The 26,199-nt window shown below is 62.3% G+C and carries 23 protein-coding genes and 1 pseudogene; 20 read left to right on the top strand and 4 right to left on the bottom strand.

Annotation, left to right across the window (positions count from 1 at the left end):
- The first annotated feature begins 16 nt into the window (after window positions 1–16).
- From nagZ to surE, 9 genes are all read left to right on the top strand, one after another.
- A complete protein-coding gene (gene nagZ / locus AB7535_RS16715) occupies window positions 17–1,045 on the top strand; it encodes a beta-N-acetylhexosaminidase (RefSeq protein WP_135213748.1) in 1,029 nt (342 codons plus the stop codon).
- Window positions 1,042–1,881: a segregation and condensation protein A gene (locus tag AB7535_RS16710; RefSeq protein ID WP_063983110.1), complete on the top strand. Its 840-nt coding sequence runs from the start codon at window positions 1,042–1,044 to the stop codon at window positions 1,879–1,881. The genes nagZ and AB7535_RS16710 overlap by 4 nt, the downstream gene beginning before the upstream one ends.
- Before the next feature lie 21 nt (window positions 1,882–1,902).
- Window positions 1,903–2,652, top strand: a complete 750-nt coding sequence (gene scpB, locus AB7535_RS16705) for an SMC-Scp complex subunit ScpB (RefSeq protein ID WP_063983111.1) — start codon at window positions 1,903–1,905, stop codon at window positions 2,650–2,652.
- Between the two features lie 167 nt (window positions 2,653–2,819).
- Complete coding sequence (locus AB7535_RS16700) at window positions 2,820–3,056, top strand: twin-arginine translocase TatA/TatE family subunit (RefSeq protein ID WP_028156107.1); 237 nt, start codon at window positions 2,820–2,822, stop codon at window positions 3,054–3,056.
- Between the two features lie 86 nt (window positions 3,057–3,142).
- Window positions 3,143–3,688: a Sec-independent protein translocase protein TatB gene (tatB, locus tag AB7535_RS16695; protein WP_259257410.1), complete on the top strand. Its 546-nt coding sequence runs from the start codon at window positions 3,143–3,145 to the stop codon at window positions 3,686–3,688.
- Window positions 3,685–4,497: a twin-arginine translocase subunit TatC gene (gene tatC / locus AB7535_RS16690; RefSeq protein ID WP_063983113.1), complete on the top strand. Its 813-nt coding sequence runs from the start codon at window positions 3,685–3,687 to the stop codon at window positions 4,495–4,497. The genes tatB and tatC overlap by 4 nt, the downstream gene beginning before the upstream one ends.
- 193 nt (window positions 4,498–4,690) lie before the next feature.
- Entirely contained in the window at window positions 4,691–6,022 is a 1,332-nt protein-coding gene (gene serS / locus AB7535_RS16685) for a serine--tRNA ligase (protein WP_439036684.1), read from the top strand.
- A gap of 197 nt (window positions 6,023–6,219) precedes the next feature.
- The gene (locus tag AB7535_RS16680) at window positions 6,220–6,582 is read left to right on the top strand and encodes a hypothetical protein (protein ID WP_135213745.1); all 363 of its coding nucleotides are present in this window, start codon (window positions 6,220–6,222) and stop codon (window positions 6,580–6,582) included.
- 104 nt (window positions 6,583–6,686) lie between these two features.
- The gene (gene surE, locus AB7535_RS16675) at window positions 6,687–7,454 is read left to right on the top strand and encodes a 5'/3'-nucleotidase SurE (protein WP_063983116.1); all 768 of its coding nucleotides are present in this window, start codon (window positions 6,687–6,689) and stop codon (window positions 7,452–7,454) included.
- Between the two features lie 3 nt (window positions 7,455–7,457).
- On the opposite strand, the gene AB7535_RS16670 is transcribed toward surE, so the two are convergent.
- Window positions 7,458–7,829 (bottom strand): response regulator, encoded by a 372-nt coding sequence (locus tag AB7535_RS16670; RefSeq protein ID WP_028152469.1) that lies wholly within the window; start codon window positions 7,827–7,829, stop codon window positions 7,458–7,460.
- A gap of 237 nt (window positions 7,830–8,066) precedes the next feature.
- On the opposite strand from AB7535_RS16670, the gene AB7535_RS16665 reads away from it, so the two are divergent.
- The 7 genes from AB7535_RS16665 to AB7535_RS16635 all read left to right on the top strand — a co-directional run bounded on the left by AB7535_RS16665 (window position 8,067) and on the right by AB7535_RS16635 (window position 18,259).
- Entirely contained in the window at window positions 8,067–8,717 is a 651-nt protein-coding gene (locus AB7535_RS16665) for a protein-L-isoaspartate(D-aspartate) O-methyltransferase (protein ID WP_028152470.1), read from the top strand.
- Between the two features lie 109 nt (window positions 8,718–8,826).
- On the top strand, window positions 8,827–10,209 hold the full coding sequence (locus AB7535_RS16660) for a LysM peptidoglycan-binding domain-containing M23 family metallopeptidase (RefSeq protein WP_135213743.1): 1,383 nt from the start codon (window positions 8,827–8,829) through the stop codon (window positions 10,207–10,209).
- Between the two features lie 383 nt (window positions 10,210–10,592).
- The gene (locus AB7535_RS16655) at window positions 10,593–11,588 is read left to right on the top strand and encodes a formylglycine-generating enzyme family protein (RefSeq protein WP_439036683.1); all 996 of its coding nucleotides are present in this window, start codon (window positions 10,593–10,595) and stop codon (window positions 11,586–11,588) included.
- Window positions 11,589–11,714: 126 nt separating this feature from the next.
- Window positions 11,715–13,385, top strand: coding sequence for an arylsulfatase (locus tag AB7535_RS16650; RefSeq protein WP_063986350.1), 1,671 nt, complete (start codon window positions 11,715–11,717; stop codon window positions 13,383–13,385).
- Window positions 13,386–13,624: 239 nt separating this feature from the next.
- The gene (locus AB7535_RS16645) at window positions 13,625–15,271 is read left to right on the top strand and encodes an arylsulfatase (RefSeq protein WP_167767926.1); all 1,647 of its coding nucleotides are present in this window, start codon (window positions 13,625–13,627) and stop codon (window positions 15,269–15,271) included.
- A gap of 230 nt (window positions 15,272–15,501) precedes the next feature.
- On the top strand, window positions 15,502–17,145 hold the full coding sequence (locus AB7535_RS16640) for an arylsulfatase (RefSeq protein WP_135213869.1): 1,644 nt from the start codon (window positions 15,502–15,504) through the stop codon (window positions 17,143–17,145).
- 136 nt (window positions 17,146–17,281) lie between these two features.
- On the top strand, window positions 17,282–18,259 hold the full coding sequence (locus AB7535_RS16635; protein WP_244623060.1) for an HAD family hydrolase: 978 nt from the start codon (window positions 17,282–17,284) through the stop codon (window positions 18,257–18,259).
- Window positions 18,260–18,420: 161 nt separating this feature from the next.
- Here the strand turns inward: AB7535_RS16635 and AB7535_RS16630 are convergent.
- Window positions 18,421–18,657 (bottom strand): annotated as a pseudogene (locus AB7535_RS16630) (hypothetical protein); the annotation flags it as partial.
- 376 nt (window positions 18,658–19,033) lie between these two features.
- Between AB7535_RS16630 and AB7535_RS16625 the strand changes: the two are divergent.
- The 3 genes from AB7535_RS16625 to AB7535_RS16615 all read left to right on the top strand — a co-directional run bounded on the left by AB7535_RS16625 (window position 19,034) and on the right by AB7535_RS16615 (window position 21,245).
- Complete coding sequence (locus tag AB7535_RS16625; RefSeq protein WP_135213739.1) at window positions 19,034–19,654, top strand: ParB-like protein; 621 nt, start codon at window positions 19,034–19,036, stop codon at window positions 19,652–19,654.
- A gap of 115 nt (window positions 19,655–19,769) precedes the next feature.
- Complete coding sequence (locus tag AB7535_RS16620) at window positions 19,770–20,579, top strand: MIP/aquaporin family protein (protein WP_071917433.1); 810 nt, start codon at window positions 19,770–19,772, stop codon at window positions 20,577–20,579.
- A 12-nt stretch (window positions 20,580–20,591) separates the two neighbouring features.
- The gene (locus tag AB7535_RS16615) at window positions 20,592–21,245 is read left to right on the top strand and encodes a MarC family protein (protein ID WP_135213738.1); all 654 of its coding nucleotides are present in this window, start codon (window positions 20,592–20,594) and stop codon (window positions 21,243–21,245) included.
- 206 nt (window positions 21,246–21,451) lie between these two features.
- On the opposite strand, the gene AB7535_RS16610 is transcribed toward AB7535_RS16615, so the two are convergent.
- A complete protein-coding gene (locus AB7535_RS16610) occupies window positions 21,452–22,891 on the bottom strand; it encodes an outer membrane protein (RefSeq protein WP_244623044.1) in 1,440 nt (479 codons plus the stop codon).
- Between the two features lie 844 nt (window positions 22,892–23,735).
- Here AB7535_RS16610 and AB7535_RS16605 point away from each other — a divergent pair.
- Window positions 23,736–24,854, top strand: coding sequence for a SphA family protein (locus AB7535_RS16605; RefSeq protein ID WP_244623043.1), 1,119 nt, complete (start codon window positions 23,736–23,738; stop codon window positions 24,852–24,854).
- Window positions 24,855–25,136: 282 nt separating this feature from the next.
- Here AB7535_RS16605 and AB7535_RS16600 read toward each other — a convergent pair whose 3' ends face one another.
- Window positions 25,137–26,129 carry an ATP-binding protein gene (locus AB7535_RS16600; RefSeq protein ID WP_135213737.1) on the bottom strand — a complete coding sequence of 331 codons (993 nt, stop codon included), beginning with the start codon at window positions 26,127–26,129 and terminating at the stop codon, window positions 25,137–25,139.
- Window positions 26,130–26,199: the final 70 nt, after the last annotated feature.

Raw genomic sequence — 26,199 nt, 5'->3', positions numbered from 1 at the left:
GGGTTAATCGGCCGTTATGAGCACGCGGGCCTTCATTACCGGTGTATCCGGAACGGAACTAACCGCCGCCGAGCGGGAGTTTATCCGTGCCGAACGCCCATGGGGCTTCATCCTCTTCAAGCGCAATGTCGAGGCGCCGGCTCAAGTTGCTGCGCTGGTTGAGGAATTGCGGGCGGCTGCGGGCGCGGCTGACGCGCCTGTCCTGATCGACCAGGAGGGGGGCCGGGTGCAGCGGCTGGGCCCGCCGCACTGGCCGGTCTATCCGCCGGGCGCGATTTTCTCGACCTTGTACGACGCTGATTCGGTACTCGGATTGACGGCTGCGCGCCTCAGCGCCCGGCTGATTGCGTCGGATCTCACCGATCTTGGCATTACCGTGGATTGCTTGCCGCTGGCTGACGTGCCGGTGCCGGGTGCCGACGCCGTCATTGGGAACAGGGCTTACGGCACTGAGCCGGGCAAGGTTGCCGCGATCGCGCGCGCGGTCACCGAGGGCCTGGAGCAGGGCGGCGTGCTGCCGGTTCTGAAGCACATTCCCGGACATGGACGCGCCACCGCCGACACCCATTTCAAACTGCCGACGGTCGATGCTCCGAGGGATGAGCTCGACCGGACCGACTTTGCGGCATTCAAGCCGCTGGCCGACCTGCCGATGGCCATGACTGCACATGTTGTGTTTAGCGCGGTCGACCCCGCCCATCCGGCGACGACTTCTGCGACAATGATCACTCAGGTGATTCGCGGCGTGATCGGGTTCCAGGGTTTGTTAATGAGTGATGACGTGTCGATGAACGCGCTGTCGGGGGATATCGCCGAACGGACCCGCGCCATCTTCGCGGCCGGCTGCGACATGGCCCTGCATTGCAACGGCAACATCGAGGAGATGCGCGAGGTCGCCGGCCAGACACCTGAGCTGTCCGGCACGGCGCTGGCGCGCGCGAAGGCCGCACTTGCGTCGCGCAAGGCACCGCAGCCGTTCGACCGGGTGGCCGCACGCGCCGAACTGGACGCATTGATCGCACGGGCAAACACGGCATCCGCATGACCGCAGAAATCCTATCGTTTGAAACCGGGCGGCCTGCAGAGCTCGCCGAGGGTGAGCCGGCGTTGGTTGTGGACGTAGAGGGCTATGAGGGCCCGCTCGACCTGTTGCTCGCGCTGGCGCGGCAGCAGAAGGTCGATCTCGCCAAGATCTCGATCCTGGCGCTGGCCGACCAGTACCTCCACTTCATCGAAGCCGCGCGAAAGATCCGGCTGGAGCTTGCCGCCGATTATCTCGTGATGGCGGCTTGGCTTGCCTTCCTGAAGTCGCGCCTGCTGCTGCCGGAGCCGCCCAGTGCGGAAGGCCCGAGCGCAGAAGAGATGGCGACCGCGCTCGCCAACCGCCTGCGCCGGCTGGAAGCCATTCGCGAAGCCGCCAACCGGCTGATGAACAGGCAGCAATTGCTGCGCGACATCTTCCCGCGCGGCGAGCCAGAGCAGATCGCGGAGATCAAGCACCCGAAATACACCGCGACGCTGTACGACCTGCTCACCGCCTATGCCGCGCAGCGCCAGTCGCGCGTGCTGGCGAGCGTGCATCTGGCCAAGCGCACGGTGTGGTCGCTCGCTGAGGCACGCGCCACGCTGGAGCGGCTTGTCGGCAGCATCAGCGAACAGGACGACTGGGGCGTTCTCGACGACTTTCTGCTCCGGCACGTTGCCGATCCGACGCAGCGCGCGACGGTGCTCGCCTCGAGCTTTGCGGCTGCGCTCGAACTGGTGCGTGAAGGTCAGCTCGAGTTGAACCAGAAAGAGGCGTTCGCGCCCATCTATTTCCGGAAGGGGCGCCCGAAACCGGTCGTGGACGCAGCTCCTGCGCCTGATGCGCCGGTCGGTTAAGTGCAAGAAGGAGAAGCTACCATGGCAAGCCTGGCTGAAGTGCGGGTAGAAGAGGCCGAGCCGATGGAGAACGAGTCCCAGGCACGTCCTGAAGAGCTGCGGCTGCTGGAAGCGCTGCTGTTTGCTTCGAATGAACCGCTGGACACCGCGACGCTGGCCAAGCGCATGCCTGATGGGGTCGATGTCAAGGCTGCGCTCGAACAGCTCCAGGCCGACTATGCCTTGCGCGGCGTCAATCTCGTGCGCGTCGCCAACAAATGGACCTTCCGTACCGCCGGCGATCTCGCCTGGCTGATGACGCGGGAGAGCACCGAGACCCGCCGCCTGTCGCGCGCCGCGATCGAGGTGCTGGCGATCATCGCCTATCACCAGCCGGTGACGCGCGCCGAGATCGAAGAGATCCGCGGCGTCGTCACCTCGAAGGGCACGCTCGACGTGCTGCTGGAGACCGGCTGGATCAAGCCGCGCGGTCGTCGCAAGACGCCCGGCCGCCCCTTGACCTTCGGAACCACCGAGGACTTCCTGTCGCAGTTCACCCTGGAACAGCTTGGCGATCTGCCGGGCCTGGAGGAGCTGAAGGGCACGGGCCTGCTGGATTCGCGCCTGCCGACCGGATTCAGCGTGCCGACCCCGTCGGATGACCCGCAGCTGCGCGAGGACGAGGATCCGCTGGAACCGGGCGAGGACCTGGATCTGGCGCTGGCGCCTGCGGTCGAGCCCGAGACGCCGGAAGGCGGCAATGAGGGCGGCGAGGGTGGCAGCGAGGACTGACGTCCCGGCCGCTTAGAGGCTCCCTGCGACCAGTTAACACTGGCAAGATTACGTAGCGCCAACAGCGAATTGGCGCTGCCTTGGTCCTTGTTTTTGAGGCCTGCCAAGCCTAGGTTTCCGGGAAGATCGGCCGGGTCCCCGGCCAAGTGTGTTTGGAGGGTTGCAGGATGGGTTCGCTTAGCATTTGGCACTGGATCCTGGTGATCGCAGTCGTCCTGCTGCTGTTCGGCCGCGGCAAGATTTCGGATCTGATGGGCGACGTGGCCCAGGGCATCAAGGCCTTCAAGAAGGGCATGCAGGACGACGACAAGGTCGCCGACAAGCCCGAGCCGGCCAAGTCGATCGAGCACGCCGCCGCGCCGCCGACCGCGGCCCGGTCCGACGTCGGCAGCAAGGCCGTCTGAGTAAGCGTACGCGAGACGCGGGTGACGGCGCCGATCCTAAGCGCGAAGGATTGGGCCGGTCGCGGCTGGCGTGAACGGAAGGCCTCATGTTCGACATCGGGTGGAGTGAACTGGTCCTGATCGGGGTCGTGGCTCTGGTCGCCATCGGCCCGAAAGAGCTGCCGGGCGTGCTGCGCATGGTCGGGCAGTGGATGGGCAAGGCCCGCAAGATGGCTGCCGAATTCCAGGGCCAGTTCCAGGAAGCGATGCGCGAGGCCGAAATGGCCGACCTCAAGAAGAGCTTTGACGAGGTCAAGGAAGCCGCTTCCGGCTTTGCCGGCAACAATCTGATGACCTCGCTCCAGAAGGATGTCAGCGACGCGCTCCGCGTCGATGCGCTGGACAAGCCGGCCGAGACCACCACGACCACCGCCGTCGAAGCGCCGGCGACTTCAAGCGAAGCGCTGGCGATTTCAACCGAAACGCCGGCGACACCGACCACGCCGGAAGCGCCGACGCCCGAGACCTTCGTGGAAGCCGAGGCGCATGCGGCCGTGAACGAGCCGCTCGCGATCACCCGCGAGGTCGAGCAGGCCCAGGTCATTCAAGACACTGCGCCACCTGAGGCGATCAAGGACGTCAAAGCGTCATGAGCGACGCCGATATCGAGGCCAGCAAAGCCCCTCTGATGGACCACCTGATCGAGCTGCGATCGCGGCTGATCAAGGCGCTGCTCGGCTTCGGCGTGGCCTTCATCTTCTGCTTCTTCTTCGCCAAGCAGATCTACAACGTGCTGGTCTGGCCGTTCGTGTGGGTCGCGGGTCCCGAGAATTCGAAGTTCATCTACACGGCGCTGCTGGAATATTTCATCACCCAGCTCAAGCTCGCGTTGTTCGGCGCCGGCTTCATTTCGTTCCCGATCGTCGCGACGCAGATCTACAAGTTCGTCGCGCCCGGACTCTACAAGCACGAGAAGCAGGCCTTCCTGCCGTATCTGGTCGCCACCCCGTTCTTCTTCGTGCTGGGCGCGGCGCTGGTCTATTTCGTGGTGCTGCCGATGCTGGTTCGCTTCTCGCTCGGCATGCAGCAGGCCGGCAGCGACGAGACCGCGCAGATCCAGCTCCTGCCCAAGGTTGGCGAATACCTGTCGCTGATGATGTCGCTGATCTTCGCCTTCGGCATCGCCTTCCAGCTTCCGGTGATCCTGACGCTGCTCGGGCGTATTGGGATCGTGACCTCGAAGATGCTGCGCGAGAAGCGCCGCTATTTCATCGTCATCGCCTTCGTCATCGCGGCCGTTCTGACGCCGCCCGACGTGCTGAGCCAGTGCTCGCTGGCGATCCCCCTGCTCCTGCTCTACGAGGGCTCGATCATCGCGGTCGGGATGGTGGAGAAGAAGGCGGCGGCGTCGAAGGCCGCCACCGGCACTGATGTGTCGACGCCGGCTAATCCGGCGGAGTAGGGCGCCACGTCCACCGGTGTCATTCCCCGCGAAGGCGGGGAATCCAGTACGCCGCAGCCTCTCGGGGAATCACGGGCGCCTCTGGAATACTGGATCGCCCGCTTTCGCGGGCGATGACAGCTGTGCTAGGGGGAACGCGCTGACGTACAACGTTCGCCGTTGTAGGTTTATGCGCTGATCCAGGACCACCGCCATGCACGACATCAAATCGATCCGCGACAATCCGCAAGCCTTCGACGCCGGCCTCGCCAGGCGTGGCCTGAAGCCGTTGTCGGCGTCGCTGCTCGCGATCGACGAGAAGCGGCGGGAGGCGATCCTGGCCTCGGAGCAGGCGCAGGCGCGGCGCAATGCGGCCTCCAAGGAGATCGGCGACGCCAAGAAGGCGAAGGATGACGCGCGTGCCGCCAAGCTCATGGCGGAGGTCGCCGAGCTCAAGACCACGATGCCGCAGCTCGAAGCCGTTGCGAAAGCCGCCGACGAAGAGCTTGCCACGGCGCTGTCGGCGATCCCCAATCTGCCGCTCAGCGAGGTGCCCGACGGCGTCGACGAGCACGGCAATGTGCAGCGCCATGTCTTCGGCAACCGGCGCAACTACGCGTTTGCGCCCAAGCCCCATGATGATCTCGGCGGCGCGCTCGGTGACATGGATTTCGAGACGGCGGCCAAGCTCTCCGGCGCGCGCTTCGTCGTGCTGAAGAAGGGGCTGGCGCGGCTCGAACGCGCGCTCGGCCAGTTCATGCTGAATCTGCACATCGACGAGCACGGCTATACCGAGATCAATCCGCCGCTGCTGGTCCGCAACGAGATCATGTTCGGCACGGGACAATTGCCGAAATTCGAGGATGACCAGTTCTGGGCGATCAAGGGCGAATTGCTCGCCGCACCCGATCTGGAGCGGCTGCGGACGGAGCGTCTCGGCATCATTCCGACAGCGGAGGTGGCGCTTACCAACCTCGTTCGCGAATCCATCCTCGATGAGAAGCAGCTGCCGATGCGCTTGACTGCGCTGACGCCGTGCTTTCGCGCGGAGGCGGGCGCCGCAGGACGTGATACCCGAGGCATGATCCGCCAGCACCAGTTCACCAAGGTCGAGCTGGTGTCGATCACGACGCCGGAGACCAGCAAGGACGAGCATGAGCGGATGCTGGCATGTGCCGAGGAAGTGCTGCGCCGGCTCGATCTGCATTACCGTGTGATGACGCTTTGCACCGGAGACATGGGCTTTTCGTCGCAAAAAACCTATGACATCGAGGTCTGGATGCCCGGGCAGGGCGAGGGCGGCGCGTTCCGCGAGATCTCGAGCTGCTCGGTCTGCGGTGACTTCCAGGCCCGTCGCATGGACGCCCGCTCGCGCGGTCCGGACGGCAAGCCACGATTCGTGCACACGCTGAACGGCTCCGGCACCGCGCTCGGCCGCGCGCTGATCGCCGTGATGGAGACTTATCAACAGGAGGACGGCTCGATCGCCGTCCCCGACGTGCTCCAGCCCTATATGGGCGGGCTGAAGGTGGTCGCGCGCGAGTAGGGCGTTTTCGAGCGAAGTGGATACCGGTTCGCGTCGAGAATGCGCGTCAAACAAGATAAAAATCTGAAGTCCCGTTCCGATTCTATCGGAACGCGAACCCGGTGCGTGTTGCCCGGCTGTCACGCAGAAACGTTTGGTTGCGAAGATCGGGCGGCTGGTTATTCTGCCGGCCATCCGACAATGCGAACTCACTGTTCATGGCCTTGCACAGCGACATCTTCTGGGTCGGCAGACAATGGGCGGTGACAGGTGCCGGTATCCAGGCTGTCGATCAGCGTCTGCGTGGTGTGCTCGACATCGCGATCGCGCGGCTCTGGGATGACGATCTCGTGTGCAGCCGGCGGGCCAAGCCCGGCGTGAATGCTGCGGATTTCGACAAGGCGCTGACCGTGGCGCGCGAACGCTTTCCGCAGACGCGGGAGCCGGAGCCGATCCTCGCGCAATTGGAGGCGCTCGGGGTGATCGAGGCTCCGGTTGTGAGCCTGGTGGTGCCGGCGATGAAGCTGCGCGCGGAAGGCAGGCTCGCACGCTTCCTGCCGCAATGGCGCATCCGCAGGTAGCAGGACCAGGCTGGGAACCCGCCGCCGGACCCAGTCGGCCGGTTTGCCTGATCGGCCCCGGCCGGATAAGACGGCTCAGACCCGCTTCAGGAACGATTTTTAATATGCGCATTCTCTGCACCAATGACGACGGCATTCACGCCCCCGGCCTCAAGGTCGTGGAGGAGATCGCACGCGCATTGTCCGACGACGTCTGGGTCGTGGCGCCCGAGCTCGACCAGTCCGGCGTGTCGCATTCGCTCTCGCTGAACGATCCGCTGCGCCTGCGCGAGGTCGGACCAAAGCACTTCGCCGTGCGCGGCACGCCGACCGACTGCGTCATCATGGGCGCGCGCCATATCCTCGGCACCAAGCCACCGGACCTCGTACTGTCCGGCGTCAACAAGGGCCGCAACGTCGCCGAGGACGTGGTCTATTCCGGCACCATCGCCGGCGCGCTGGAGGGCACCATCCTGGGGCTGCCGTCTTTCGCCCTGTCGCAGGAGTTCAGCGTCGAGACGCGCGAGCGCCCGCTTTGGGACACCGCGCTCAAATTCGGACCCGACATCCTGCGCAAGGTGATCGCCGCCGGCATCCCGAAGGACACCGTCATCAACGTCAATTTCCCGGCATGTACACCGGAAGAGGTGCTCGGCATCCGCGTCACGCGCCAGGGCAAGCGCAATCTCGGCTTCCTCAGGATCGACGAGCGCAGGGACGGCCGCAACAATCCCTATTTCTGGATCGGCTTCGAGCGTGCCGCGATGATGGATACGCCTGCCGAAGGCACCGATCTGGCGGCGCTGCGCGAGCGCTATGTCTCCGTCACGCCGCTCCGGCTCGACCGCACCAATGAGGCGTTTTCCGAAGCGCTGAGCGCGACGCTGAAGTAATCGCTAGCCGCCGCGAAGGGCGGCTTCGATGGTCTTGCCGAGCGCGTCGAGCTGGAACGGCTTCTGCAGAGCCGGCCGGTCGCGGTACTGCTCGGGCAGGCCGGAGGAGCCGTAGCCGGTGGCGAAGATGAACGGGCAGCCCTTCGCCCTGATGACATCGGCGACCGGAGAGATGACCTTGCCGTTGACGTTGACGTCGAGGATGGCGATGTCGAACTCGGTCGCCTGGGCGAGCCGCAGGGCCTCGGTGATATCGCCGGCCTCGGCAGCCACCTTGTAGCCGAGCTCTTCGAGCATATCCGCGACCATCATCCTGATCATCACCTCGTCCTCGACGAGGAATACAGAGCGGCCCGAAGGTCCGGTCGCGGTCATAGTCGTTGAGTCCTTGCCCATTTGCGGAAAACGTTCGCAGATAACGCGAATCGACGCAATGCGCGTTTCGGCGAGCGGACACCTGAAAATGGTCTTTGCAGCCAACCCGTTGCAAGCCGATTTATGGTCCAATACCGCGCCCGAACGGCTATCATGGGTTCCTGGGTAGGAACAGGATTCCTGCCCCGGGTCTTAACGAGACACGTGGCCCCGGACCCGACGAGACGATAAGCAGCGATGACCTCCGATCAGCACCCGCCGGAAAAGATGATGTTTCAGCTCTCGCTGAGGCGGCGGGGCATCAGCGATCAGGCGGTGCTACGAACCATGGAGGAGGTGCCGCGCGATCTGTTCGTCGAGGAGACCGATCGCGACGCCGCCTATCGTGACAGCGCGCTGCCGATCGCCTGCGGGCAGACCATCAGCCAGCCCTTCGTCGTCGCCTACATGACCGAGCAGCTGCAGCTCCAGAAGAAGCACCGCGTGCTCGAGATCGGCGCCGGCTCGGGCTATCAGGCCGCCGTGCTGTCGCGTCTCGCAGGCCAGGTGCTGACCGTCGAGCGCTACCGCAAGCTCGCGGAGGCGGCACGCGCCCGGCTCGAAAAGCTAAACTGTCACAATGTCGAGGTGATGCTCGGCGACGGCCTCAACCTGCCGGCCAATATCGGCCCGTTCGACCGCATCATCGTCACCGCCGCGATGGAGCAGCTTCCGGAGAACCTGGTCGAGCGGCTGGAGGTCGGCGGCATCCTGATCGCACCCATCGGCCCGCACCATGGTGTGCAGACGCTGGTCCGCTTCAGCCGGACCGAAGCCGGGATCGAGCGCAAGGAACTCGTCGAGGTCCGCTTCGTGCCGGCGCTGCCCGGGGTGGCGCGGGAGCTGTAGATTTCCGGATCGGCTGTGCCGCCAACATCTTATTGGGAGGGTTAAGCCGTTATTTACTCGCGACGTGTTTACTTAAAAGACCAGTTCTGTTGCGTACGAGTGAGTAACCATGTCTGTAGTCGCCGAGTTGCTTTACTCGCGCCGCGTGCCGCAGGTTGCGGTCTTGGCGCTGATCTCGTTCAGCTTCGCAGGGTGCAGCGCCGACATGCAGTCGCGGCTGTCCCAGTCGAATTTCTCCAATCCTTTCGCGTCTGAGCAGACCGGCTCGGTGCAGCAGGCACCGCCGCCGCAGCGTGAGCTGCCGCAATATTCGCGGCCGCAGACGCAGCCCGGTTATTATCAGTCGCAGCCCTTGCCGCCGCCGGCGGTCTCCGCGCCGCAATCCTATCCGGTTGCGGCGGGTGGCGGCGTGTCCGGAGGCGGTCGCGGCGTCAGCTCCTACGCGCCCCCGGCGCAGCCGCATCTGGAGACCACGGCCACCGTGCCGCCGCGCTCGGTCGCGGCCGCCCAGCCGGCCGGCGGGACCAAAATCATCGTCGGTACCAGCGACACTCTCGACGTGCTCGCCAAGCGCTATCGCGTCACGCCGCAGGCGATCCTCGCCGCCAACGGCTACAAGGGCCCGCGCGCGCTCTCGCCCGGCCAGCAATTGATCATCCCGCATCCGGCCACAGCGGCTGCGCCCGCACCGGCGATGGCTCCTGTCGCGGCGGCTCCCGCGATGGCGCCTGCTGCGAAGCCGGTTGCAGCTGTCGCCGCGCCGCCGAGCACGCACTTCGTCAACCACGGCGACACGCTCGCCAGCATCGCCCGCAAGAACCATATCTCGCCTGTCGAACTCGCCCGCGCCAACGGTCTTGCTCCGTCGGCCAAGCTCAAGCTCGGCACCAGGCTGACCGTGCCGGGTGCCAAGACCGCCGCCGTCGCGGCGCCGGTTGCTGCGGCTCCTGTCGCGGGCACGCTGCAGCCCGTTGCAGTTGCTCCCGCGCCCGCCACCAAGATGGCCGCTGTCGCCGCACCCGTGCAAAGCGCGCGTCTGGCCCAGGCCACGGCCAATGTCGAAGAGAAGGCCGCGGAGGCTCCGGCGAAAGCTGCGGAGACCACGAGCGCGCTGCCGACCTTCCGCTGGCCGGTGCGCGGCAAGGTGGTCACGAGCTACGGCGCCAAGACCAATGGCAAGTCCAATGACGGCATCAATCTCGCGGTGCCCGAGGGTACGCCGGTCAAGGCGGCAGAAGACGGCGTCGTCGCCTATTCAGGCAACGAGCTCAAAGGTTACGGCAATCTGGTCCTGGTTCGGCACTCCAACGGCTACGTCACCGCATATGCCCATGCGAGTGAGCTGATGGTGAAGCGCGGCGATACCATCAAGCGCGGTCAGGTCATTGCCAAGTCGGGTCAATCCGGGGAGGTGGCGTCGCCGCAGCTCCACTTCGAGATCCGTAAGGGATCGAGCCCGGTTGACCCGCTTCAATTCCTGAACGGGGCGTGAGGCGCGGGCCCGCAGAGTAGGGCACGCAATCACCACGAGTATGCTGTCATCGCCCGCCTTGTGCACATTGCGCACTGGTGCGGGCGGTCCAGTATTCCAGAGGCGGCGGTCGCCAAGCCGAGAAGCTGCCTCGAACCGTGGCGTACTGAGGCTTTTGTGGCCGGACAATCAATTTTCGAAAAACAACCCCATGCAAAGTAGCCGACGGCTGCCGGTGAAATGTCCTAATGTCCTGAAGCTGCTTCAGTTTCGATGGCGCAGCGGACTTGGCAGCCGGACCGTCAACGTTGTGACCAGGACCCTTTGATTTAGATCAACCTGGAAGTCTGTCGTTCCGTTTCCGTAGCAGCGCAGGCCAATGACGCACGGGTCCGGAGTTCGGCATGAAGCTGGCTGATACGAAATCGCCGCCTGATTCCGGACAATCGTACCAGCATCCAACAGGTGAGGGGATGCTGTTCGTGCCGGGTGGCACGTTTCGCATGGGTTCGGATCGGCACTATCCGGAAGAAGCGCCGGTCCACCGTGTCACCGTGGATGCGTTCTGGATGGATTGCCATCCAGTGACCAACCGGCAATTCAAGGCGTTCGCCAAGGCTACCGGCCACGTCACCGTTGCCGAGATCGCGCCCGATCCAAAGGACTATCCGGGAATACTCCCGCACATGGTCTATGCGGGCTCGCTGATGTTCTCTCCGCCCGCGCATCCGGTCAGTCTCCGGGACTTCAGCCAGTGGTGGACCTTCGCCAAAGGCGCGAACTGGCGGCATCCCTACGGGCCGGGCAGCGACATCCGTGGGCTGGACGATCATCCCGTCGTGCATGTGGCCTTCAGCGATGCGATCGCCTACGCAAAATGGGCCGGCAAGGATTTGCCAACCGAAGCGGAATGGGAGTTCGCGGCGCGCGGCGGACTGGACGGCGCCGAGTTCGCATGGGGAGATGAATTTGCGCCCGGGGGCCGTCACATGGCCAACACCTGGCAGGGCGAATTTCCACGCCAGAACACCAGGGACGACGGATACGAACGGACATCGCCGGTCACCGCATTTCCGCCGAACGGTTACGGGCTGCACGATCTGATCGGCAACGTCTGGGAATGGACGTCCGACTGGTACTCGCCTCGGCATGAGGCCGACGCTGCAAAAGCCTGCTGCATTCCAGAGAACCCGCGCGGCGGCCGCGAGGCCGACAGCTACGACCCCAGAACGACCAACGTCAAGATTCCACGCAAGGTCATCAAAGGCGGCTCGCATTTGTGCGCGCCGAACTACTGCCGACGCTACCGGCCGGCTGCGCGGCATGCGGAGCCGATCGACACATCCACGAGTCACCTTGGATTTCGGTGCATCAGGCGAGGTGTCTCTATCGCATCATAATGGGAGAGCGAGGCCATGTTGAATTGCATATTCAATGACAAGCCACCCTTTGCCGCAATTCCACCGTTCAAGACGTCCAGTTGCCACAAGAGGTCCTGCGCCTCGCTGCTTGGCGCGACGATATTGATGTCGCTGTCCGGGGCAGCCAGCACGCCGGCGACCGCACAGCCGGCACAGAAACCCAATATCCTCTTCATCATGGGTGACGACATCGGCCTGTACCAGCCGAGCATCTACCATCGCGGCCTGATGGTCGGCGAGACGCCCAACATCGATCGCATCGGCAACGAAGGCGCGATCTTCACGCATTACTATGCCGAGCAGAGCTGCACCGCCGGTCGCAACGCCTTCTTCACCGGCATGCATCCGCTGCGCACCGGCATGATTCCTCCGCAACTTCCAGGCAGCCCGTCCTATCTGCGGCCCGGCACCCCGGCGCTCGCCAAGTTCCTGCTCGATCTCGGCTACAACACCGGCGAATTCGGCAAGAACCATCTCGGCGATCACACCGACGCACTGCCGACCGCGCACGGCTTCCAGGAATTCTGGGGCTACCTGTATCACCTCGATGCGATGCAGGGCGTGAGCTTCCCGGACATCAACAAGTCCCCCACCCAGCAGACTGTTGCCCCGCCATGCAAGAATACGCCGATCCCCGGCATCCCGGAGGTACCGGGCGCGGTCGATCCGAAAACGTCGGTTTGCCTGACGCCTCCGCGCAACGTCCTGTCGTGCAAGTCCGATGGTACGTCCAGGACTCAGCAGTGCATCGACCAGGGCCCGCTGACACTCGAGCGATCGAAGGGTGTCGACGAGGAAATCTCGGCCAAGGTCATCGACTTCATCGATCGCAACGATCCGAAGACGACGGGCAAGCCTTTCTTCGTCTGGTACAACCCTGCGCGCATGCACATCACAACCGTGCTGAATGACAAGTACGCGGCCATGGTCGGCGAGCCCGGCGGCAAGGATTGGGGCCTCAACGAGGCCGGCATGAAGCAGATGGACGACAACATCGGCTATGTGCTCAAGAAGCTCCAGGACATGGGCCAGCTCGACAACACGATCATCGTGTTCACGACAGACAACGGCGCCGAGACCATCACCTTTCCGGACGGCGGCACCACTCCGTTTAAGGGCGGCAAGCTGAGCACCTGGGAAGGCGGCATGCGCGCTCCGGCGCTCGTTCGCTGGCCGGGGGTCATCAAGCCCGGCACCATCAAGAACGACATATTCGCGTCACTCGACTGGCTGCCCACATTTGTCAACATCGCCGGTGGTGCAAAGGGAGACGCGCTGAAGAAGCGCATCGAGGCCGGCCAATATCCCGGCATCGTGAAGACGACGCTCGATGGCGTCGATCAGGCCGAATACCTCTCCGGGCGTTCGGAAACGTCGGCGCGCGATACCTTCTTCTACTATTCGGGCAAGGATCCGTCGGCGGTGCGCTACAAGAACTGGAAGATCTACTTCACGATGGTGTCCGACAACCCGGCGGGCTTTATTGCCGGAGCGCTTCCCTATCACTGGGCCCAGGTCGTCAACATCAAGCGAGACCCGTTCGAGACTTCGATCGGTTCACAATACAAGACGCTCATGGGCCAGGGCGGCACAATCGGCTCCCCTTCGACAGCCTACATCTACGATTGGAACATGCTGCCCATCGGCCAGGCGCTCTGGCTGAAGGAACTCGAGAGCTATATTGCGTACCCGCCGCTGCAGGACCCGGCGAGCTACAATCTCGATCAGGTGATGCAACAGATCAAGCAGGCCAAGACTGCCGGTCGCAGCGACTAGCTGCGCGCCACGAGCGTGATCCGACGAAGCGGGCGCCCCAGGGCGGGGCGCCCGCCAACGGAATGGCAAGCAAGTGATCAAGCAGGCCGCGCCGGGCCAGTAGACACCTCCACAAGCGTCGTCGGCTTCCGGTGCATCAGCGAACAGCGCCAATTGCATAACAACGGGAGGAGCACGTCATGAGTAGCAAGCTTCCGCCAGAAGAATCCCACGACGTTGCGCCGCAATCGGGCGGCGGAATGAAACGCCGCGATCTGCTGCTGAGCGGCAGTTCGCTTGTGGCCGCTTCGGCGCTCTCGGCCGTCGGACTGACAACGCCGGCACAAGCGCAGCAGCCGGCTCCAGCGCCCGCAACGGGGGGACAACGGCCGAACATCGTTTTTATCATGGGTGACGACATCGGCTGGTTCAATATCGGTGCCTATCATCAGGGCATCATGGCGAGCCGGACACCAAACCTCGACAAGCTCGCCGCGGAGGGCATGCGCTTCACCGACTATTACGCCGAGGCGAGTTGCACGGCGGGCCGTGCCAATTTCATCACAGGAGAATTGCCGATCCGCACCGGGCTAACCACGGTCGGCCAGGCTGGCTCCCCGATCGGAATGCCGGCGCAGGCACCGACGATCGCGACCGCACTAAAATCCATGGGCTACGCCACGGGGCAGTTCGGCAAGAACCACCTCGGCGACCTCAACGAATTCCTGCCGACCATGCACGGCTTCGACGAGTTCTTCGGCTATCTGTACCACCTCGACGCGATGGAAGACCCGGCCCACCGCAACTACCCGCAAGCGCTACTGGCCACCGTCGGTCCGCGCAACATGGTTCATTCCTGGGCGACCGACGTCGACGATCCGACGGTGCAGACGCGCTGGGGCAAGATCGGCAAGCAAAAGATCGAGGACTCCGGACCGCTTTATCCAAAGCGGATGGAGACGGTGGATGACGAAATCCTGAAGATCACGTTCGACTTCATCGACAAGGCCAAGCGGGACAACAAGCCGTTCTTCGTCTGGCTCAACCCGACGCGCATGCACGTCGTCACGCACCTTTCGGAAAAATACGAGAACATGCGCAACTCCGAAAACGGCTGGTCGGTTTCCGAGGGCGGATTCGCCCAACTGGACGATATCGTCGGCGCCGTCATGAAGAAGCTCAAGGACGAGGGCTTCGACGACAACACGATCGTCGCGTTCACAACCGACAATGGCGCGGAGAACTTCACCTGGCCTGATGGCGGACAGACGCCATTTGCAGGCGGCAAGGGAACGGCCATGGAAGGCGGTTTCCGCGTGCCCTGCATGATCCGCTGGCCGGGCAAGGTGCCGGCGGGAAAGGTCGAGAACGGCATTATCTCCGGACTCGACTGGTTCCCGACCTTCGTCGCCGCAGCGGGCAATCCGAATATTGCCGACGAGTTGAGGAAAGGAAAGCAACTCGCCGGCAAGACCTACAAGGTCTACCTCGACGGATACAACCAGATGGACCTGATTACCGGAAAGGGCCCGTCTGCCCGCCACTCGGTCTTCTATTTCACCGAGGGCACACTGAGCGCGGTGCGTATCGACGACTTCAAGTATCGCTTCACCGATCAGCCAAGCGGCTGGTTGGGCGCCACGGTCAAGGTTGATTGGCCGATCCTCACCAATATCCGCCTTGATCCCTTCGAACGCACGAACATGCCCAACGGCGCGCAGGGGTCGTTGGCATTCTATAACTGGTTTGTTTACGAGTTCTGGCGGTTCCAGTTCGTGCAGCAGGAGGTCGGCAAGCTCGCCCAGACGGCGATCGAGTTCCCGCCGATGCAGAAGGGGGCGAGCTTCAATCTGGAAGCGGTCAAGGAGCAGATCGAAAAGGCCATGCAGTCGCAGGCTGGCAAGTAGCAGATAAATATGAGGTGAGCGGGCGCTCCGCGTCGGAGCGCCCGCCAACGGAATAGCGAGCAAGTGATCCAAGAGGCCGCGTCGGGCCGGTCACCACCTCCACAAGCCACGCCGGCTTCCGATGCGTCAAGCGAACAGAGCCAATTGCGTAACAACGGGAGGAGTACGTCATGAGCAATAAGCTTCCACCTGGAGATTCCCACGACGCTACTCCACAATCGGGCGGCGGAATGAAACGCCGCGATCTTTTGCTGAGCGGGAGTTCTCTTGTCGCCGCTTCGGCGCTCTCGGCTGTCGGGCTGACAACCGCGGCACAGGCGCAGCAGCCGGCACCCGCGCCAGCCGGGCAGCGGCCGAACATCGTCTTCATCATGGGTGACGACATCGGCATGTGGAATATCGGCGCTTATCACCGCGGCCTGATGGCCGGCCGGACGCCCAATCTCGACAAGCTCGCCGCCGAAGGCATGCTGTTCACCGATTACTATGCCGAGGCGAGCTGCACGGCAGGTCGCGCCAACTTCATCACCGGTGAATTGCCAATCCGCACCGGCATGACCACGGTCGGCCAGGCCGGCGCTGCCATCGGCATACCCGCGCAGGCCGTGACCATCGCCACGGCGTTGAAAGGAATGGGTTACGCCACCGGCCAGTTTGGCAAGAATCACCTTGGCGACAAGAATGAATTCTTGCCGACGGTGCATGGCTTCGACGAGTTCTTCGGTTACCTCTATCACCTCGACGCCATGGAGGACCCCGCGCACCCGAATTACCCGCAGGACCTGCTGAACGTCGTCGGTCCGCGCAATATGCTCCATACATACGCGACCGCCGTGGACGACCCCACCGTGGATCCACGCTGGGGCAAGGTCGGCAAACAGCGGATCGAGGATGCCGGAACGCTTTATCCAAAGAGGATGGAAACCGTAGATGACGAAATTCGCGATCTTGCGCTGAAGTTCATCGAGAAGGCCAAGGCCGACAACAAGCCGTTCTTTCTATGGCTCAACCCGACCCGGATGCACATCGTCACGCATCTTTCACCAAAGTACGAGGCAACGCGCAACTCCAGGAACGGCTGGTCGATACATGAAGCCGGCATGGCGCAGCTCGATGACGACGTCGGCATGGTGATGCAGAAGCTCAAGGATATGGGCGTGGACGACAACACCATCGTGGTCTTCACCACCGACAACGGCACCGAGGTCTTCACCTGGCCTGATGGCGGGCAGACGCCTTTCGCGCAGAGCAAAGGCACCGTCATGGAAGGTGGCTTCCGTGTGCCCTGCATGATCCGTTGGCCGGGCAAGGTGCCGGCCGGCAAGGTCGAGAACGGCATCATTTCCGGTCTGGACTGGTTTCCGACCTTGCTAGCGGCCGCCGGCAACCCGAACATTGCAGAGGAGCTGCAGAAGGGCAAACAGATCGGTGACACGACCTATAAGTGCTATCTGGACGGCTATAACCAGATGGACATGATTACCGGCAAGGGGCCGTCGAACCGGCACGAAATCTTTTACTTCGGAGAGAGCGAACTCGGTGCCGTGCGCATCGACGACTTCAAGTATCGCTTCATCGACCAGCCAAAAGGCTGGCTCGGCGAAAAAACCAAGGTTGACGTGCCCTATTTGACCAATCTTCGCCTCGATCCATTCGAGCGCACGGGCTGGCCCGATAACGGGAGTAAAGAAGGCGCGCAGCAATACTTCGACTGGTTCAAATACGAATTCTGGCGCTTTGTATTTGTTCAGCAGCAGGTGGAAAAGCTGGCGATGACGGCGATCGAGTTTCCGCCGATGCAAAAGGGCGCGAGTTTCAACCTCGATGCCGTGAAGGCGAAAATCGAGGCGGCCCGGGCGGCGGTGGGCAAGTAGCGCCTGGCATCGACTGGTTTCATGGCGGGCGCACCGAATTTCCGTGCGCCCGCTGGGCAATGGAAAGGCGTCGACCATGAAGCCGATCATCCGTTTACCTGCTATCGATCGTCGCGTCCTTCTCTCGTCCCTGGCGATGCTTCCGGTACTGTCCGTTTCACTCCGTTCCAAATCCGCAATGGCACAAGCGCAGAGCGATCCACTGCCATCATGGAACGACGGCGCGACCAAGGCCTCGATCCTCGACTTTGTTGCGCGCGTCACGACGCAGAATGGGCCTTATTTCGTCCCGGTCGACCAGCGCATCGCGACCTTCGACAATGACGGCACACTATGGGTCGAGCAGCCGATGTACGTGCAACTGGCCTTCGCCCTCGACCGCGTGAAGGCCATGGCGCCAATGCATCCGGAATGGAAGACCAAGCAGCCGTTCGCGGCGGTGCTGGACGGCGACCTGAAGGCGCTTGCGGCTTCAGGCGAAAAAGGATTGGTCGAAATCATCGCCGTGACACATGCCGGCATGACCACGGCGGAGTTCGAGAAGATTGTCACGGATTGGTTGGCGACCGCGCGCGATCCCCGCTTCAAGCGGCCGCATACTGAACTGGTCTACCAGCCGATGCTCGAACTGCTCGCCTATCTCCGGGCCAGCGGCTTCAAGACCTTCATCGCGTCGGGCGGCGGCATCGAATTCATGCGGCCCTGGACCGAGCGGATTTACGGAATACCTCCGGAGCAGGTGGTCGGATCGTCGATCAAAACCCGATTTGAGATCAAGGACGGTGCGCCAACGCTCTTCCGGCTGCCCGACATCAATTTCATCGACGACAAGGCGGGCAAGCCGATCGGCATCAACGAGCACATTGGCCGGCGTCCGATCGCCGCCTTCGGCAACTCCGACGGCGATCTCGAAATGCTGCAATGGACGACGCTCGGCGCCAGTGGCGCGCGGTTCGGCCTGATCGTCCACCATACCGATGCGGAACGCGAATATGCCTATGACCGCGACTCGCATTTCGGGAAACTCGACGTCGCGCTCGACGCCGCGGCCGTCAACAAGTGGGCGGTCGTCGACATGAAGAAGGACTGGAAGCGCATCTTTGCCTTCGACTGACATCCTCTAAGGACCCATAAGTGCCATCTGGACGGCAATAGCCAGTGGACATGGTTACCGGCAAGAGGCACCCAACGCATTCCGGACTTGTACACCGACCATCTTTGTCGCCTGCGGCACCGCGTTCGAGGCGCGGACGTCCGCTGTTAACGCAAGAAGGACATCAGCAGGACGTTGGGCGCCGCCTTGGGCGGCACCACGGTCGGTGGCCAATAGGGTTTGGAACCCTTGGCATCCATATTGATCGTTCCGCCGAACGGCGCGGGCGGGTTTGGGAGATATTTGCCGTCTATCGTCGTCGTGGCGCTGAGTGAGCCCGGCGTTCCCGAGATCTGCTGGGCGAAGGTCGGGCCAATTGTGAGAGCCAGAACGGAGGTCGACCATACCAATGCGCGCATGGTGGGAGTGATGTTCATGGTCAGACTCCCTCGAATTGACTATTCGAAGCTAAACCTGCGAACAGCATGCGCCATACGCTTCAGGATGGCCGCATCGTCATCGACCACAATCACGAAGCGCCATCATGTCCGTGTAGCCCCGGTACGGGCGTGCGCCAAGAGTCTTGGCCGACCGTTGATCCAGATCAATGGAATAGTCCACCGTGAGCACAACGAAGGGTCGTTGTTATAAAGGCGGGCTTTGCCGACGGGCGCTGAGAATGTCCGGTGATCGGGACCGACCGGACGCGGCTGGCCTCGCGGTCGGTTGCTGACGAGGCGACGACGTCTTCTAAAAGCGAACATTTCCGGACTAGTGATCAAAGAAGTCTGCACGATGTCGGACCGTGAACCCATTCTCAAGCCCGTTGCGATCGCAGACCTGCGCCCGACCCAGATGACGGTCGGCATTCGGGAGGTCAAGGAGAAGCGCAAGCGCTGGCGCGACGAGAGCAAAGAGAAAGGAGCCGAGTTCCTGGGTAAGCACATGATCCCCGTCGTGCTTGGCCCAAAGGACCGCCACTACGTCATCGATCATCACCACCTGGCGCGTGCGCTCCATGAAGAAGGGGTCGAAGAGGTATTGGTTACCGTGGTGAAAAACCTCAGGACGCTGGAGCCCGATTCGTTCTGGTTCGTCTTGGACAATCAAAGCTGGATGCATTCGTACGACGACGAGGGCCGTCTGCGCCCTTACAAGGATTTGCCGAAGACCGTGGCCGGGCTTATTGACGATCCGTTCCGCTCGTTGGCGGGCGAACTGCGGCGCGCCGGCGGGTACGCCAAGGACACGACGCCGTTCAGCGAGTTCTTGTGGGCGGATTTTTTGCGTCGCCGGGTCAAGCGCAAAACCGTAGAGACCCACTTCGAGGCCGCTCTCGAGCAAGCCCTGGAATTGTCCAAAACCGAGGAGGCGAGCTACCTGCCCGGCTGGTGTGGTCCCGTCTTGGAGGATTGAAGGCATGCCTATCCCGCTCGAAAAATCCGCAAGCGCGCCGAAGACCCGAGGAGCCGTGCTGGCCCGGTGCGAGAGGCTAACGGACAGCGGCATCGACTAGAGGAAAGAGCAGCTCATGGCGCAAACAGAGGCCGACAGAACACTGAGCCATCTGGATCACGAGCTTGTCGCGTCGCTAAACGACTTCCACGATCCGAACCAAGAGTGGCGCCGCCTCTTCTCGGAGCTGCTCGGAACGTTCTTCCTCGTCCTCGTGGCCGCCGGTGGCGGCATGATGGGGCAGGCCTTTCCCGGCACGATCAGCCGTGCCGCTGCGGTCGTCGCACCCGGTCTGATGGTGATGGCGATCATCCTCTTCATGGGCAAGGTGTCCGGCGCTCATCTCAATCCCGCGGTCAGTATCGCGTTCTCGGTGCGTGGCGACTTCCCATGGCGTCGCGTACCGGGATATATCGTCGTGCAGTTGATCGGGGCGACGCTCGCGGCACTGTTCCTGCACGCCGTGATCAACGTGTCGGCCAGCTACGGGTCGAACTATCCCGCGTCGGGATACTCCGCGTCCGATGCGTTCTTGATGGAGGCCGTGCTGACCCTCGGTCTCGTCAGTGTCATTCTCGGCACGGCATCAGGCGCTCAGAACATCGGGATCATCGGCGCGATCGGCGTCGGCGCGTACATTGCACTTGCCGGGCTGTGGGGGAGCCCTATCTCGGGAGCGTCGATGAACCCAGCGCGCACGTTCGGCCCGAACCTAATCGCGACCGACTTCACGAGCTATTGGGTGTATGTCGCAGGTCCACTCGTGGGTGCAGTTCTCGCAGTGGGTGCAGCGTGGGTGCTCCGCGGTGCCGGCGGCGGCCGCGCAGGCTCAGGTGCGGCACAGGGGAGCCTTTTCACCGAAGTCGAGCACCCGGAGAAAGGGTGAGGCGCAGGCATAATGGGTCATGAACTCTCGCTGTTCGTGGGTACGTTCGCGACTTTGCTCGCGATAATAAATCCGTTCGAGGTCCTGCCGGTCTATCTGAAGATGCTGGAAGGCAAGGACGCCGCCACACATCGCAAGGTGGCATGGAAAGCTTGCCTCTATGCGCTGCTTCTATCTCTCTTTTTCTTGATCTTCGGAACGCTGATCCTACGCTTGTTCGGCGTGCCGCTGAGCATGGTCCGCATCGTTGGCGGGATCATCCTGATGAAGATCGGCTTTGAACTATTTTCACCATCCGCTTCCGGTGGCGTGATTCCGGCCAGCGGCGCGGATCAGAGCGGTAACATAGCTTTCGTGCCGCTTGCGATGCCGCTCATGTGCGGACCAGGCGCTATCGCCACCATCCTCGGCATGACTGCCACGATTAAGCGATCATCAGCGGAACTGGCCTCTTTCGTAGCGATCGTCGTGGCTATTTTCGCGACGATGGTCGTCACCTACCTGTGTCTGGCATATGCCGGGAAACTTTTCGACAGGCTCGGCGCAATGGGGATCGATGCTATCACCCGAATAGTTGGCTTCTTCGTCTCTGCGATGGGCGTTGCGCTGATCTTCGACGGTATCATCGAGGCATTGCAGACGCATGGTGTGACGATTCTGCGTTGAACTAGCTGTTGGTGGCGCCACGCAAATTCCGGGGCGATCTTGACCTCGGATGTATTCTGCCAATCGGAGATGTGTTATGAACCGAACCGAGTCCAAGGTGGACCGTATTACGCGGCGTCGGGAAGTTGTCCGCCCACAGTACAAAGGACGCGATCATCCACTTCGGACACCGAGACACAAGTCTCGTTGCGCGCCAGGTTGCCGTGTCAATTAACCGGGAACAGCAACGCGACAGTAGTTCGCAGTGACCAGGCCGGAGCGCCAGTCGGACGTATCACGTTGTAATAGGCTTGAATCGATGCGTTGATCGGTTGATCACCCACTCTGAAAACCCGACCGATACCGCCGCCAACCGGCACTGTCCACCGCTCCCCCGACGCCGCGAGCCAATCCGCGGTGATGATGGGTGACGTGTTCAGGTACCAGCCGTGCGCCATGTTGTAGTTGGCGAAGGGCTGGGCGAGGAAGGCGTTGACGGGCGGTCGCAGCGGATTGCCGCCGACCGACCACTGGTTATTGAGCAATACACCGATCACCCAATGTGGCGGCGTGACCACTAACACGGCCGTTGGGCCGAACAAGAATTTACCGGTCCCGAGGATGGGGTCGTTTGCGGACGGAACGGTGAAGACTGGTCCCACGCCCCAGATCAGCGGTCCGGGGTGCACGGGGGACACAAACAACGATTGAGTAATGTCGCCAATCCCGTTGGTGTTGCTGTCGAAGAACGGACTTGGCTGGCTCACCAACGGAATGATGGTACGTGAGATCACGTTCCAGTCTTCGTTTAAATGCATGGGCACGACGGGTTGAATGTTGAGTACTTCCTGGGTGCGATTGAATGGTCCGGTATTGAAATTGGTGTTGCTCTGAAACGGCACGCTGACCAAATCCGCGATCGGGTTTTGTGATTTCTTCTGTAGATCTTCGTCGTCCGAAGGCTCGTGGGAATGCTTCGGCGCCTCGGCCACCGCAGGAAGGCCGCTTTCGAATTTATAATTGATGCCAGCTTTGACCATTTGTAGGTCGCGGTTCAAAGCGACCGAGGGGACGGTGGGAGAACGCCAGTTCGATAGCCCAAGATAATCGTATTCGAGTTTGACGGTCCAATGCGACTTGAAGCCGTATTCGATGCCAGCGCCCGCCAACCAGCCGGTGTTCGTGCTGGTCCCGTTCCAAGTGGCGCCGGGGAGGTTCAAAGTAGCGCTGCTGTTGACCCAGCCGCCGCCAAGCTTGCCGAATACGAGCCATCGATCATTCACGAGGCCGACACGGCCCGCCACGGTGCCGATCCAGTGCTGGTCTACAAAGGCTAATGTCGGAGCAGGAAGGACCGGATGACCGAAGCCGGCTCCATCGAACTCACCTTCGACACCAAACAGAAAGTGACCGGCCTGGAAGTTATAGCCCGCCTGCACGCCTCCAACGAATTCGGTCAGGCCGCCATACAGATTGTTGCCGGGAATGTTCAGGCTGCCGTTGGACCATCCTCCACCGAAGTTGGCACCAACATAAAACCCTCCCCAATTATACAATGGTGCCACGATTGGTGCTTTGTATATCGGAGCTTTGACGGGCAGGTCGGACGCAAGAGCGGGTCCGCTCAACAATCCTGCCGCGATGCAAATGAGGAAAACTTTCTGCACCGTCGCCTCCTCAAGGTCGGCCACAACTCGCAAACATATGACCAAGAAGGTCTCTGACCAATCAACTTGTTTGACCTGCATCAAGCCTAGCTTGCAATGTCGATGCAGGTGACATTTCGGCAACAACGAAATTGAGGATCTTCGTGCCGCTTCGTGTTCTTTAAGTGAACATTGTTGTCTGACTTTGCGATCGTCTCCTGTTTGAGAACGCGCTGGGCGATCTGGCAGTGAAGCATTGGAATTTGTGCCCATGGTGGTCATCCGCACCGCAATAGAAGTTTCGGCTAGCGGGGAGGTTGCTGCGTAGCCGGCTTCCCCATGCCTTGGCCGTACAGGGCCTTGGCGTAATCGCCTCTGGCGTGAGCATCGACGGCATCCTCGAATAGGCCAGCGGCCACAGGTGCGGCGAAGACTGACGCTAGAACGACGCCGACGAGCGTGAGTTTGAGGTTCATCGTCTGGCAACTTTGCTCTTGGTCACACTCGATTACCAATAAGCAGTCGTGAGGCTTATGCGACCTAACAACGGTTGGCATCGCGTTGCAGCAAGAGACGCCGGCGAACGGCGATGCGAGCTTGCTTTTCTCACTCGTTGTTGGGGTCCGAAAATAGAATCAGTGGCACAAAATGCATACTCAACAATTCCAGCTATGAGAGGGTTGCAGTAGGTCTGCCGTGGCGCCCGATCGGACTTGGGTTACCGAATGTGGCTCTTTGGTCGCAGCATTGATCTTTCTTGCGATAGATCTATCCCCGTTGAATTTTACATGATGAGCCCCGATCGCCTCGGGGGTACGCTGTCGCCGGATTGTATTCGGAGGTAACACATCTTACGAGGCACGACATGACAGTGAGCATTGCACTGGCGGCGGGGCAGAGTGAGCGATCGAAATCAGCACGTCGACGCAGACTTGGCGTTGCTGCATTCGTCCTGACGTCCGCGATCGTTGGTTTTTCCCATTGTGCGTTGGCCGATGAAGGCGGCGTCAGCTTCTGGGTCCCCGGTTTCTTTGGAAGTCTGGCGGCCACGCCGCAGCAGCCGGGTTGGTCGCTGGCAAACATCTACTATCACACCTCTGTCTCCGCCGGCGCCGACGTCGCGCGTGCGCGCGAGTTCACGCTCAACAGGGTTCCGGCCAATGTTACCCTCGACGCAAAACTGAATTTGAACGTCAACGCCACGGGCGATCTTGGCTTTGTGATCCCAACCTATGTATTCGCGACGCCGGTTCTCGGCGGCCAGGCGTCGGTGTCCCTGTTAGCAGCCTACGGCGTCGTCGGCACCAGCCTGGCAGGCACCTTGTCAGGCGTGCTCACGGGCCCTCTCGGCAACAACGTCCCCTTCGCGCGGTCCGACACCATCAGCGACACCACATGGGGCTTTGGGGATGTCGCGCCGGTATTTCAATTGCGCTGGAACGCCGGGGTCCACAACTACATGACCTATATCATGGGCGACATCCCGGTTGGCGCTTACCAATCCGATCGCCTGTCGAATATAGGCATCGGACACAGCGCGATCGACGTCGGCGGCGGCTACACCTATTTCAATCCGCAGACCGGCCACGAATTCTCCGGCGTGCTCGGCTTCACCTACAATTTCAAGAACACTGCAACGCAGTATCAGAATGGCGTCGACATGCACTTCGACTGGGGTGCATCGCAATTCCTGTCGAAGCAGGTCATGGTTGGCCTCGTGGGCTATGTCTACAAGGAACTCGGCTGCGACAGCGGTTCAGGTGACCGTGTCGGCTGCTTCCAGTCCCAAGTGGTCGGCATCGGCCCCCAGATTGGATTCCTGTTTCCGGTCGGCGACATGCAGGGCTATCTCAATTTGAAAGCTTACGGCGAGTTCGCTGCGGAAAACCGGCCATCGGGCTGGAATACCTGGGTCACCTTCTCTATCTCGCCGCCCGCGCCCGGAGCACCTCCGACGACAAAGCCCATCGTCAGAAAATACTAGCAGCAATCAAGCTGCGGCTGTCAGTTTGCTGATCATTCTTTGCAACACGCGGGCAACCGGTGGCACCTGGTCCCCGTCGAAGCTCGTTCCGGTGACCACCACCGATGCCGTAGTGCCGGCGCGTAGCAGGCGTCGCCTTCGCGCGCGATTCATTTGCGATCTCGCCCGCCGCGCCTGAAAGTACCGTCACGCCGACCCGGCACATGGTGACGAAGCAAGGCACGCGCCCTTGACCCTCGCCTTCGAGGAAGGGCGGCACCTAGCCAGGTGGCGATCCGACCGCTAATTCACCGTCAGCTTCACGCCGAGCCGCCCCGCAAGCTCCTGCACGAACTGCCAGGCAACGCGGCCCGAGCGGGAGCCGCGCGTGGTCGACCATTCCAGCGCCTCGCGCTCCAGCGCCTCGTCGTCGACCTCAATGCCGAAATGGCTGCAATAGCCCCGCACCATGGCGAGATATTCGTCCTGGCTGCAGCGGTGGAAGCCGAGCCACAGGCCGAAGCGATCGGACAGCGAGACTTTTTCTTCGACGGCTTCGCCAGGATTGATCGCGGTCGAGCGCTCGTTCTCGATCATCTCGCGCGCCAGCAGATGGCGGCGGTTGGAAGTGGCGTAGAGGATGACGTTCTCGGGCCGGCCCTCGATGCCGCCTTCGAGCACGGCCTTGAGCGACTTGTAGGACGCATCATTGCCGTCGAAGGAGAGGTCGTCGCAGAACACGATGAAGTAGAAGGACGAGGCGCGCAGCTGCTCCATCAGCGCGGGCAGGCTCTCGATGTCCTCGCGATGGATCTCGATCAGCTTCAGCTTATCGGCGGCCTTGCGCTCCGCGTTGATGCTGGCATGCGCCGCCTTCACGAGCGACGACTTGCCCATGCCGCGCGCGCCCCAGAGCAGGGCATTGTTGGCCGGCAGGCCGTTGGCGAAACGCTCGGTGTTCTCCATCAGGATGTCGCGCATCCGGTCGACGCCTTTCAGCAGGAACAGCTCGACGCGGCTGACCCGCGGCACCGCAGCGAGGCGGCCGTCCGGGTGCCAGACATAGGCGTCCGCCCGCTCGAACGATTCGCGTTCGACGGCCGGCTTGCCCTGGGCGGCGAGGTGCGCCGCGATCGTCTCCAGCGCGCGGACGATACGATCCTGGGAGAGGTCCGGGGCTGCCTTATCGACTGCCTTGGGGGTTGCCTTGGGACGTTTTGCCGCGACGCGGGCAGGCGTCCTGGCAGGGGTGCGGGGGCCTTTGCCGGCCGGGCTTTTGCTTGGTTTTTTGGGCATGTCCGAAGTTCCTGAGAATGCAGCCTTATCGGGCCTGAGGGCGCGCCGCAAGATGGCCAAATCGACGGTC

It is taken from the genome of Bradyrhizobium sp. 956_D2_N1_4 (assembly GCF_052076025.1).
Lineage (GTDB): Bacteria > Pseudomonadota > Alphaproteobacteria > Rhizobiales > Xanthobacteraceae > Bradyrhizobium > Bradyrhizobium barranii.
This window is presented reverse-complemented; position numbering and strand designations above follow the sequence as displayed.